9 protein-coding genes are annotated in these 10964 nt (G+C 69.7%); 5 read left to right on the top strand and 4 right to left on the bottom strand.

All coding sequences use genetic code 11. The features are described 5' to 3' along the window. From ABD205_RS06685 to ABD205_RS06670, 4 genes are all read left to right on the top strand, one after another. On the top strand, positions 1-1299 hold the full coding sequence (locus ABD205_RS06685; protein ID WP_344043671.1) for a flavin monoamine oxidase family protein: 1299 nt from the start codon (positions 1-3) through the stop codon (positions 1297-1299). 20 nt (positions 1300-1319) lie between these two features. Then, a complete protein-coding gene (locus tag ABD205_RS06680) occupies positions 1320-2825 on the top strand; it encodes an APC family permease (protein WP_344043669.1) in 1506 nt (501 codons plus the stop codon). A gap of 333 nt (positions 2826-3158) precedes the next feature. Beyond that, the gene (locus ABD205_RS06675) at positions 3159-3611 is read left to right on the top strand and encodes a pyridoxamine 5'-phosphate oxidase family protein (RefSeq protein WP_344043667.1); all 453 of its coding nucleotides are present in this window, start codon (positions 3159-3161) and stop codon (positions 3609-3611) included. A 150-nt stretch (positions 3612-3761) separates the two neighbouring features. Then, positions 3762-4745 carry a TIGR03619 family F420-dependent LLM class oxidoreductase gene (locus ABD205_RS06670; protein WP_344043665.1) on the top strand — a complete coding sequence of 328 codons (984 nt, stop codon included), beginning with the start codon at positions 3762-3764 and terminating at the stop codon, positions 4743-4745. Here ABD205_RS06670 and ABD205_RS06665 read toward each other — a convergent pair. Further along, a complete protein-coding gene (locus ABD205_RS06665; RefSeq protein ID WP_344043663.1) occupies positions 4720-5706 on the bottom strand; it encodes an LLM class flavin-dependent oxidoreductase in 987 nt (328 codons plus the stop codon). The two genes, ABD205_RS06670 and ABD205_RS06665, sit on opposite strands and share 26 nt — an antisense overlap. Before the next feature lie 101 nt (positions 5707-5807). Continuing rightward, complete coding sequence (locus ABD205_RS06660) at positions 5808-7355, bottom strand: AMP-binding protein (protein WP_344043661.1); 1548 nt, start codon at positions 7353-7355, stop codon at positions 5808-5810. A 97-nt stretch (positions 7356-7452) separates the two neighbouring features. On the opposite strand from ABD205_RS06660, the gene ABD205_RS06655 reads away from it, so the two are divergent. Next, positions 7453-7881 (top strand): pyridoxamine 5'-phosphate oxidase family protein, encoded by a 429-nt coding sequence (locus ABD205_RS06655; RefSeq protein ID WP_344043659.1) that lies wholly within the window; start codon positions 7453-7455, stop codon positions 7879-7881. On the opposite strand, the gene ABD205_RS06650 is transcribed toward ABD205_RS06655, so the two are convergent. Both ABD205_RS06650 and ABD205_RS06645 read right to left on the bottom strand, forming a co-directional pair. Continuing rightward, positions 7853-9646, bottom strand: a complete 1794-nt coding sequence (locus ABD205_RS06650) for a sensor histidine kinase (RefSeq protein WP_344043657.1) — start codon at positions 9644-9646, stop codon at positions 7853-7855. The genes ABD205_RS06655 and ABD205_RS06650 overlap by 29 nt on opposite strands. After that, positions 9643-10377 carry a response regulator gene (locus tag ABD205_RS06645; RefSeq protein WP_344043655.1) on the bottom strand — a complete coding sequence of 245 codons (735 nt, stop codon included), beginning with the start codon at positions 10375-10377 and terminating at the stop codon, positions 9643-9645. Before ABD205_RS06645 ends, ABD205_RS06650 begins: the two co-directional genes overlap by 4 nt. Positions 10378-10964: the final 587 nt, after the last annotated feature.

The raw sequence follows: 10964 nt of genomic DNA, 5'->3' as shown, positions 1-10964 counted from the left end.
ATGGCGTCAGTTGACGTGATTGTCGTCGGAGCCGGGTTCGCCGGCGTCACCGCCGCACGAGAGGCTGCGCAGGCCGGCAAGAGCGTGCTCATCCTGGAAGGGCGCGACCGTTCCGGGGGTCGCACCTGGTACCGCTCGTTCAAGGGTCGGGAGAAGCAGCTCGAGTTCGGCGGCACGTGGATCGCGCCCGACCAGCAGCCGTACGTCAAGGCGGAGATCGAGCGCTACGGGCTCGATCTCTTCCAGAGCCCGTCCTACGAGAAGTTCGGCTGGGGCATCGGGGGCGAGGTCGACACGACGCCGTTCCCGTTCCGCCCTGACGAGTGGGCTGCTCTCGAGCGGATCATCGCGCGCATCGACAGCGACTCCGACCGGATCAACCTCTTCAACGAGCCCCTGGGCCAGCCGGGTCTGGACGACCTCGACGTCCCGTTCACCGACTATGTCGACCGGACTCCCCTGCCGGACCGGGTTCGCGACTTCATCCTCGCCTGGCCGGCCTTCTACTTCGGCGCCTATCCCGAGAAGCTGTCGGCGCTGCACGTGCTCTCGTGGAACACCGGCTTCGGCAGCACAGCCGGGTGGTACCTGCTGCTCGTCGACAAGTTCGTCGGCGGCACGTGCACGCTGATCGAGCGCATCCTCAACGACCAGCCGGTCGAGGTCGAGTACAACGCCGACGTCGCGTCGATCGTGGACGACGGCGCGTCCGTGTCGGTGACGACCCGCGCCGGCGCCTCTCACCAGGCGAAGGCGGTGATCGTGACGGTTCCCGTCAACACGTGGGACCGCATCGAGTTCGACCCGCCGCTTCCTCCCTCCCACCAGGCGATGGCGGTGGAGAAGCAGGCCGGGGAGTCGGTGAAGGTCTGGGCCCGGGTGCCGCGACAGGAGGGGGCCTTCTTCGGCGTCGGCATGCACACCGTGTTCAAGTGGCTCGCGGCCGAGTACACCACCGACGAGGAGACCTACCTCGTCGGCTTCGCCAGCGCGGAGGCCGACCTCGATGGCAACGACCTCGGCGCCATCGAGCGCGCCGTGCAGGAGTTCCTGCCGGGTGTTCCCGTCCTCGACGCCGACTTCCACGACTGGAACAAGGACGAGTTCTCGAAGGGAACGTGGATGGCCTACCGCCCCGGACAGGTCATGGCCCACTCCGCGGCGCTCCAACAGCCGCACGGGCGGATCCTCTTCGGCAACTCTGATCTGGCCTCCGGGTGGGCCGGCTGGATCGATGGCGCCATCGAGTCCGGCATCCGCGCTGCCGCGCAGGCGACGGCGCTCCTCTCACTCGCGTAACGAGACCCTGGAGAACTCAGATGAGCTTTCACGACACGACCGCGGACACCCACCAATACCCCAAGACGCTGCGATGGTGGGACGGCTGGGTGATCAGCCTGTCGATCCCGGCGATCCTCTTCGTCCTGATCGGTTCGGCAGTGGGATCGCTCGGCGCCTGGACGGCGGCTGCCCTGCTGGGCATCGTGGCCGTCGCCGGTTGCCTTCAGAACTACATCTACTCCGAGCTGGCCGGCATGTTCAAGGACAAGGTCGGGGGCATCTCGATGTACGCCCACCAGGGCTGGCGCACCCGTCTGAGTGTGGTCGGCCCCCTGGCCACGTACGGCTACTGGTTCGCCTGGTCGAGCGCCCTCTCCGTGTACGGCATTCAGATCGGCGCGCTCGTCAAGGCTCAGTGGTTCGAGGGGCAGACCTGGACCGTCCACATCGGCTGGGTCGACTTCGGGTTCGAGCATGCGGTGGCTCTCGGCGTCCTCCTCATCACCTGGGGTGCGAACGTGCTTGGCATGCGGCTCGCCATGTGGGTCATGTACGTCGCCGGCGCGCTGACCCTGATCCCGGTCATGATCTTCGCGCTTGCGCCCCTGCTGTCATCGGACTGGTCGCTGTCGAACCTGACGTGGAACCTCAGCGCGAGCGGATTCCCGGAGTGGAAGACGGCGCTCGCATGGATGTTCGTGCTCGCCTGGTCCGTGTACGGCATCGAGGCTGTCGCGTCGTTCGTTCCCGAGTTCCGCGACACCGCACGAGACACCAGGATCGCGCTGCGCATGGCGGGCCTGTTCGTCGTCGCTGTCTACCTCCTCGTGCCGTTCGGGATCGGTGGACTCGTCACGCAGAAGGAGGCGGCGACCGACCCCGTCACGATCTATGTCGGAGCGTTCGAGCGGATCGTTCCGGGCGGATCCTGGATGGTCAGCGTCTGCGTCATCGCCGGTCTGTTCATGATCATGCTGGCGACCACGGCGGACGGTGGCCGGGCGCTGCACGGAAGCGCCATCTCCGGGTTGTCTGTCAAGCAGATGACGAAGCTCAACCGCTTCGGGGCGCCGGGAGTCGCGATGTCGCTCGACATGGTCGTGAACGCGTTGCTCATCGTGTTCGTCGGCAGCTCGCTCGCCGTGATCGTCGCCGGCGTGACCGGGTATCTGCTCGCTCATATCCTGGCGCTCACCGGCTTCCTGCTGCTTCGGCGTGACTTCCCGGACGTGACACGACCCATCAAGCTGGGGCGGAAGTGGACGTGGATCGCGGTGGTGTTGGCGACGTTCGACATCGCGCTCCTCGTCGTCGGCACGGTCAGCACCGGTATCACCGGATACGGGTCGATCGTCGACGCGCTGATCGGCTTCGCGATCCTGGGGACGTCCCTGGTGCTCTTCTACTTCAGGCGCGTCCACCAGGACAAGCAGAAGTGGGTGTGGCGTGTGCCGCGCAGCGCCGTGCTGGCCGAGCTCGCCTACTCACCTGTCCTGCAGGACACGGCGAACCCGGCCGGTACACCGGAGCCCGCGGCCAGCTAGCGCTGGCCGGCACTTCCCGACACACCTCTCGAAGCGTCGCCTGACGCCGGTTACCAGGCTCTGTGGAGTCGGCCGAGGTAATCGGCGGCAGGCGATGCTCGTCTGATGTCGCGCAGAACTTGTGCGGTCCATCCCTCGACTCGTCGTCGCGACAGCTAGTCGAGGGCTCGCAGACCCCCGCAGCCGGGTGCCTCCGCGTCGCACCGGCGAAGGTCGCGGATCCGCCGGCGATGTGCCCGACGGACCCCCAACCCGCCGCACGTAGGTCGACCCCCGCCTGGGCTGGACATCACCAGCCTTTCGTGGGCTGAGCAACGAAACAAGGAGGAGACGATGGCTGAGCTGGAGTGGCGCACGGTGGCGGACCGCTTCGAGAAGGCGCGCAACTGGTGGGTGCACACCACGGGACCCGCGGGGCCGCACGCGGTGCCGGTCTGGGGTGTGGTCCTCGCCGAGACGCTGACTTTCTACGGCGACCCGGAGACGGTCCGCTCCCGCAATCTGGCGTCGGATCCGCGGCTCGTGGTGACACTGGAGGACGGCGAGCGCCCACTGATCGTCCACGGCATCGCGCACCGCACCGGGAGGGCCAGCGAACGCCCGGACATGGTGAAGGCGTACCAGGAGAAGTACCGATGGAAGCACGACGCCGACTACCTCCTGGACACCGACTACGCCGCCCAGGCCCAGACCTACGAGGTCGAGCCGGGCAAGGCGCTGGCGTGGGAGGTCACCGCGCTGGACCGATGGGAGATCAGCCGCTGGCGTGCGAAGGCTCAACGCTGAGTCGTCGGAGAGGGGACGTCACCGTCGAACAGGGAGCTCGGCCGATCGGGCCAAGGCGAACCGGATCATGCCTTCGCGTTGGCAACGACGGCTGAGACTGGATCTCTTCGCGTCGGCTCGAAGCGACCCGTCGCTGGGAGGATGGGCTCTGTGAGTGACGATCTTCCGCTGCTCGGGTTCGGCCTGCCGGTGTCGGGAGCGTGGGCCACACCCGCCACGATGATTCGTGTCGCGCAGCGCGCCGAGGAGCTGGGCTACGCGTCGTTGTGGACGTTCCAGCGGGTGCTCTCCCCGGTCGCGGACGGCCCTGACACGGAACACGGCCCCGGGGCGCGCGCGGCCGCGGACCCGTCGTACCGCCGTGTCCACGATCCTGTCGTGCCGCTCGCGTACGTCGCCGGGCACACCGACCGGATCGGCCTGGGGACAGCCACCGTCTGCGCGCCGTTCACCCCGCCCGCCCTGCTCGCGAAGACCATGCTGTCGCTGGATCAGGTGACCGGCGGCCGGCTGAGCGTCGGCCTCGGGATCGGCTGGATGCCGCAGGAGTACGCCGCCGCCGGCATCCCGTTCGCTCGACGCGGCGAGCGGATGGAGGAGTATCTCCGCTGCCTGAAGGTGCTCTGGACAGAGGACCCGGTCGAGTTCGCCGGCGACTTCTACCAGGTGCCCCGCTCGCACGTCGGCCTCGAGCCCGTGCAGCGGCCACACCCTCCGGTGCTGCTGGGCGGCGCGGCACCGGCGGCGCTGCGGCGCGCGGGACGGCTCGCCGAAGGCTGGATCGGGAGCGGCGGTCAGCCCCTGAGCCGGATCGAGCGCTCGGTCGAGCTGGTGCGGGAAGGGGCCGCGGAGGCCGGTCGGGATCCGGACCTCCTCCGGATCCTGGTGCGGGCCGTGGTCCACCTGACCGACGAGGACCCTGGGCCCGGCCGAGCGCCGTTCCACGGCACGCGTGCCCAGGTGCTCGACGACCTCGCCCGTCTCCGTGGCCGCGGAGTGACGGAGGCGTTCATCGACCTGAACCTGTCCCCGAAGGTCGGCTCCCCCGCGGTCGACGCGGACACCGCGCGTGCCCACGCCGACGCGGTCCTGGAGGCGTTCGCGCCGGTCAGGCTGCCTCCACCTTCGGCATGATGTCGTTTTTGAGGCGCTTGAGGTCGTCGAGCGTCTTGGAGACCGGCACGTCGGCGAAGGGCGGCCACAGGAGCGGCATCGTCATCCCCGCCTCCTGGTAGCGCTTCAGCATGTCGGTGATCTGCCGCTCGCTCCCGACGAGGATGTTGGACGCCTTGCCGTTGTCGGTCTGGTCGACGTCCTCGTCGGTGATCGTGAACCAGATCATGCTGCACATGTCGAGGTCGTCGATCGACTTGCCGAGTGCCTCCAGCTCCCCTGCGATGGCGGTGCGCCACTCGGTGAACTCGCGCGGCGTGTCCTGGATGCCGATCCAGCCCGCGAGGCCGTACTTCGCGACGCGCTGGGCGGAGCGCTTGGGGTCACGCAGCCCGCTGAAGTAGATGGGCGGGCCCGGCTTCTGCACGGGCTGGTGCCCGAAGCCGCACGGATCGAAGTCGGCGAACTCACCGTGGTACTCGAAGGTCTCGTTGCCCCAGATGCCCTGGCAGATCTCGATCGTCTCGCGCACGTGGGCGTGCCGCCGCGGGAAGATGTGCGTCGCGCTCGCAGCAGCGAACTCCTCGGGCATCCAGCCGGCGCCGACGCCCACGTTGAGCCGGCCGCCGGACAGGTGGTCGATGGTCGCGCACTCCGCCGCGAACACCCCCGGCGAGCGGTACGGCGTGTCGGTGATGCTCATCCCGATCCGGACCTTCTGGGTCCGAGCCGCCAGCCACGGGAGGAGCGGCCAGCCTTGGAACCACTTCCCGTTCGACTGGACGGGGAGCTGGGTCGGGAACTCCTTCATCATCCCGAACGAGTACTGGAGCTCGCCGCGGTCGGATGCCTCGGGCACGACCACCCGGTCGAGCGTCCAGACGGAGTCGAGCTCGAGCTCCTCGGCGAGATCGGTCAGGTCGGCGAGCTCCTGGACCGTCACGTGGTTGCGGAAGTTGGGCAGGTAGAGAGCGAGCTTCATCGCGGCAAGACCTCCATGTGAGGGTGCGTCGCCTGTGACGCTGTTCAACAACCAACTACCTGGGACGAGCGGCCCGCAAGGGTGCGGAGATCATGGTTTGCTCAACGCATCGAGGGGCCGTCCTCAGCCCGCAGCCGCTCGCGCAGCTCCCGCTTGAGGACCTTTCCGTAGTTGTTGGTGGGGAGGGCGTCGACGAAGTGGTACTCCTTCGGGCGCTTGTAGCGGGCGATGCGGTCCGTGCAGGCCCGGTCCAGCTCGTCGGTCGTCGGCCGAGCGCCGTCACCGGCTACGACGAAGGCCACCACCGACTCGCCCCATTCCGGATCCGGTCGGCCGACGACGGCGACGGCATCGACCTGGGGATGGTGCAGCAGTGCCTCCTCCACCTCGCGGGGGTAGATGTTCATCCCGCCGCTGATGATCAGGTCCTTGGACCGGTCGCGCAGGGTCAGGAAGCCGTCCTCGTCGAAGCTGCCGATGTCCCCGGTGTGAAGCCAGCCGCCGCGCAGTGCCTGCGCGGTCGCCTCCGGCTGGTTCCAGTAGCCGGCCATCACCACGTCGCCTCGGACCACCACCTCGCCCGCCTCGCCCGCCGGCAGCTCGACGTCGTCGTCGTCGACGACCCGCACCTGGACGTCGGTGCGCGGGAACCCGACGCTCTCCATGCGGGCCCGCCAGCGGGGGTGGCTCCTGTCCGCGTGGTCGGCCTTCGACAGGCCGGTGATGGTCATCGGCGTCTCGCCCTGCCCGTAGATCTGGGCCAGGCGCGGTCCGAAGACGTCCAGAGCGAGCTCGAGGTCGGAGAGGTACATCGGAGCTCCGCCGTAGATGATCGTTCTCAGCCCCGGCAGGTCCGCGCCGGCGAGGGCGGGGTCGGTGGCGAGTCGCTTGACCATGACGGGCGCTGCGAAGAACGACATCCCCGGCCACCGCTCGGTGAGCGCGGCGAGCTCGGCACCGTCGAGCGCACCTGACGTCGGCGTCACGCCGACCGCCCCGCGGGCCACGTGCGGGAGCCCGTAGAGCCCGGCGCCGTGCGAGAGCGGCGCGGCGTACAGCACGCTGTGGTTCTGCTGCACCGGATCGATGTCGGCGAAGTAGCTCAGGGACGCCATCAGCAGGTTGCGGTGCGTGAGGGTCGCGCCCTTGGGCTGGCCGGTCGTGCCGCTAGTGTAGAAGAGCCACGCCGGGTCGTCGGCCGCGACGTCGACCAGCCGCGCCGGAGTGGCCGCGGTCAGCCTGTCCCATTGCGGCCCGGGCGCCAGGATGATCGTGCGCACGGACTCGACCGCCTCCCTCAGAGGCTCGACGTCCTGGGCGTGCTCCTCGTCGGTGACGACCACCTTGGTCCCGCTGTGCTCGAGGATGTAGGCGATCTCCTCACGGTGCAGCCGCGCGTTGACCGGTACGGCGACGAGGCCGGCGTGCCAGGCGGCGTACGTCGCCTCCAGGTACTCCGGCCGGTTGCGCATCACGACGGCGACCCGGTCCCCGGGCCGGAGCCCGAGGTCGTCGCGGAACGCCCCGGCCACGGCGGCGACCCGGGCGGCGAAGTCGGCCCACGTGGCGTGAAGCCGGTCGCCCTCGGCCAGCGCCGGCCGGTCCCGCAGCCGGCGTCCGTGGCGCTCGACCCACGACGCGACGTTCATGGGGTCAACCTTCCCAGTCACGCTCGACCGGTCAAGGCGGTGGCGGACCCGTTGAGGAACCCGTGAGGAACCCGGGCAGCGCTCCTAGCATGGGGGGATGCGACTGGACGAGGACGAGGCCCGCGCCCGCCTGGTCGCCGGTACGCATGGCGTGCTGTGCACCCTCCACCCGGACCGCGGCCCCGACCCGCAGCCGGTCGTGTTCGCGGTGAGCGACGACGGACACGTCGGGGTGCCGATCGACCGCGTCAAGCCCAAGACGTCGTCCCGGCTGCAACGCGAGAGGAACCTGGCCGCCGACCCACGCGCCTCCCTGCTCGTCGAGTGGTGGGACGACACGGACTGGTCGCAGCTCTGGTGGGTGCGTGCGGAGCTCCGCCATGTCCCGGATCCGCCGCCGGCCCTGGTCGACGACCTGACCGAGCGGTTGGCGCGCACCGTCCCGCAGTACGCCGACAAGCCGTTCCACCGAGTGCTCGTCTGCCGCATCGTCGGCGTCACCGGCTGGTCCGCCGCCGAGTCCTGACGCCCGGCTCCTCCGCGAAGGTCGGGGAGGGGCTGGCGGGGAGACCCGTCACGACGTCGGGGGCACGAGGGATCCGAAGCACCATGGAGGTGCCGGTGGTCCCGTTGCGCCCGACGGACAGGCTGCCGCCCATGGCGGCCATCAGTCCGTGAGCGAGGCCGAGGCCCAAGCCGACGCTCTCCTCCTCGGCGGACGCGGGAAGTCCGTCCGGCTGGCCCTCTCGACTCGTCGGCACGGCCCGGACGAAGGAGGTGAAGATCCTGGGGAGCAGGTCGTCGGGGATGCCTGGCCCGTCGTCGCCGACCGTGACGACCAGGTCCGCCCCGGCCATGCCCGCGTCGGCGCGGACCTCCACCTGCCCGCCGACCCGGCCGTGCCGGATCGAGTTGCCGACGAGGTTGAGCAGCACTTGGCGGAACCGCCTCCGATCGGCACGGACGACCTCGTCCGTGAGGGTGTGCGACAGCGCGAACTGCCGTTGCTCGGCCTTCGACGAGAGCAGTCCGAACACCTCGAGCACCACGTCGCGGACGCACACCGGCTCCAGCGCGAGCGGGAGGGCACCGGCATCGACGCGGCTGAGGTCGAGCACGTCGGTGAGCAGGTCCATGACGTGCCCCGCAGCCGCACCGATGTGGTCGAGCGCCTCGCGCCGTCGGGCCTCGTCGAGGTCGATGGTGCTCAGCAGCTCGGCGAACCCGACGATGCTCTGGATCGGGGTGCGGGCCTCGTGACCCACCGCCGCCAACAGCTCCGACCTGGCGTGGGACAGCTCTTCGGCGGTCCTACGCGCGGTCTCGGCCTCCAGCCGCGCACGCCGCTCCTGCTCGGACGCGCGGCGTTCGGTCAGGTCGAACAGGTTGACGACGTACTGTGCCGGTCTCCCGTCCCGGTCTCGCAGCAGTGAGACGGTGACCTCGACCGCGATGTCACACCCTCCGTCAGGGTGCCCGTCGTCGTGCAGCACGGCCTCGAAGGTGATCGGGGCGGCTCCATCGAGCTCGAGCTCGTCGAGCCCCGACCAGGGCGAGCAGCCGGCCGGGGTCAGGATGTCCTCGAGCGCGCGGCCGGTCAGGTCCGGGTGGCCGGTCAGCGCGCTGACCGCCGTGTTGCTGGTGACGATGGTGCGGTCGAGACCGAGGATCGCCATCCCCATCGGGTTGTCGTCGAAGGACCTGCGGAAGCGCTCCTCGCTCTCCACCAGGTCACCGAGGAGACCCGCGTGGGCGATGGCCACCGAGGCCAGGTGCGTGAACCGGTCGACCAGGAGCTGGTCGCGCCGGCTCGGGCGGTACGGCCGCGAGTGGTAGACCGCGAAGGTTCCCACCGGCAGCCCGTCATGCCCGTCGATCGGTGTGGACCAGCAGCTGCGCAGCCCGGCGGCTCCCGCGAGGTCGCGAAACTCGTCCCAGCGGGGGTCGATGCGCACGTCGGAGGCCACGATCGCCGTGTTGAGGGCCGCCGCCGCACCGCACGAGCCGGCTGTGTCGCCGATCGACATGCCGTCGATCGAGGCGACGTACGGTGCGGGCAGGCTCGGTGCGGCGCTGTGGTGCAGGGTGCGGTGCTCGCGGTCCAGGAGCAGGACCGAGCAGCGGGCGCCCGGCATCAGCTGCTCGAGCGAGGTGAGGATCTGCGCCAGCACGTCGCGCAGCGGCGCGGCGCCGGCGATCAGCTCGAGCACCTCGGTCTGCCGGTCCAGGACCGTCCGGGCGTCCTCGGGTCCGAGCCGCTCCTGCAGCTCGGACGGCTCGGCCGCGCTCATGGGTCGTCCGCCAGCTGGTAGCCGACGCCGCGCACCGTCCGAAGCAACCGTGGACGCGCCGGGTCGTGCTCCAGCTTGAGCCTGAGCCGGTGCACGTGCTCGGTGACCGTCGCTTCGCCGAGCCAGTCCGAGGAGGAGTTCCACACCCGTTCGAGCAGCTGGGCGCGCGAGAAGGCGTGGCGCGGATGCGCCGCCAGGAAGAGCAGCAGGTCGAACTCCTTGGGCGTCAGCTCGACGTCTTCGCCGGACAGGAGCACCCGCCGGCTGGCCGGCTCGATCCGGAGGGAGCCGATCACGACGGCCTCGTCCGACGGCTCGGGGGCGCTGCGCCGCAGCACCGACCGCACGCGCGCGGCGAGCTCGCCCGGCGAGAACGGCTTGACCAGATAGTCGTCGGCTCCGAGGTCGAGCCCGACGATCCTGTCGGTCTCACCACTGCGCCCGGACAGCACGATGATCGGGAGGTCCGACCCGCCGGTGCGCCCGTCGCGCACGGACCGAAGCACGTCCAGGCCGCCGACCCCAGGCAGCGACAGGTCGAGAACCACGAGGCTCGGACGGTCGTCCCGGATCCGGCGCAGTGCCGCGCGTCCGTCATCAGCCTCCACCACCCGGAAACCGGCGTCGTCCAACTGCCAGCGGACGACGGTTCGCACGGCCGCGTCGTCGTCCACGACAAGGACCACGGGGGCGACCCTGTCGGTGGTCCCGCCGGTCACCGTGTGACTCATAGGTGATCCGTACCACAAACGCGGTCCGCGGTCACCGGGCCGCATGCGTGGCCGCGGTTGGGCTCCCCCCGCGGCGGCGTTTCGGCCGGAGGAGCTGACGCCAAGCCTGGGTCGCACACCGTGCTCGGCGTCGCGTCGAGCGAACTGGCTGACCGCTCATAATCAACCGGACCGCGAATCAGAGCAGCGCAACGCGCTGCGCGGCCCAGGTTTACAGTCTGGGTAAAGGGATCTTGCGGCCTGGGCGATCAAGCGAACACACGTGCGCTCGGACACGGGTTGGACATGAGACGGCCGTCTCACCCTTCGAATCTCGAAGGCCGTCTCGCTCCGTGGACCCCGGTCGGTAAACAAGGCTTCCAGGAGCCCGGCGAGCGACGTCGGCGCCACCCAGTTCTCTGAATCTAGCCTACGTCGACTCGTGCCTACGTCGACTCGTGCGGGTCGATGCCTGGGGAGGCTGTCCCGGAGCAGTTGGCGAGCAGGCCGGAGCTCGTAGTACGTGGGCTAGCCGAGCTCGGTATCTTCGTCCTCGGCGTAGCGGTCGACATAGACGACGGTAATCGCCTCCCCCGCGACGGCCTCTA

The organism is Nocardioides panacihumi (genome assembly GCF_039530925.1).
GTDB classification, from domain to species: domain Bacteria; phylum Actinomycetota; class Actinomycetes; order Propionibacteriales; family Nocardioidaceae; genus Nocardioides; species Nocardioides panacihumi.
Note: the sequence above shows the minus strand (reverse complement) of the source record. Positions and strands in the feature narration are given on the sequence as shown.

What these genes read in the sequence shown, in the direction of transcription:
- ABD205_RS06685 (WP_344043671.1), top strand. Translation starts at nt 1, where the DNA reads ATGGCGTCAGTTGACGTGATTGTCGTCGGAGCCGGGTTCGCCGGCGTC.
- ABD205_RS06680 (WP_344043669.1), top strand. Translation starts at nt 1,320, where the DNA reads ATGAGCTTTCACGACACGACCGCGGACACCCACCAATACCCCAAGACG.
- ABD205_RS06675 (WP_344043667.1), top strand. Translation starts at nt 3,159, where the DNA reads ATGGCTGAGCTGGAGTGGCGCACGGTGGCGGACCGCTTCGAGAAGGCG.
- ABD205_RS06665 (WP_344043663.1), bottom strand. Translation starts at nt 5,706, where the DNA reads ATGAAGCTCGCTCTCTACCTGCCCAACTTCCGCAACCACGTGACGGTC.
- ABD205_RS06660 (WP_344043661.1), bottom strand. Translation starts at nt 7,355, where the DNA reads ATGAACGTCGCGTCGTGGGTCGAGCGCCACGGACGCCGGCTGCGGGAC.
- ABD205_RS06655 (WP_344043659.1), top strand. Translation starts at nt 7,453, where the DNA reads ATGCGACTGGACGAGGACGAGGCCCGCGCCCGCCTGGTCGCCGGTACG.
- ABD205_RS06650 (WP_344043657.1), bottom strand. Translation starts at nt 9,646, where the DNA reads ATGAGCGCGGCCGAGCCGTCCGAGCTGCAGGAGCGGCTCGGACCCGAG.
- ABD205_RS06645 (WP_344043655.1), bottom strand. Translation starts at nt 10,377, where the DNA reads ATGAGTCACACGGTGACCGGCGGGACCACCGACAGGGTCGCCCCCGTG.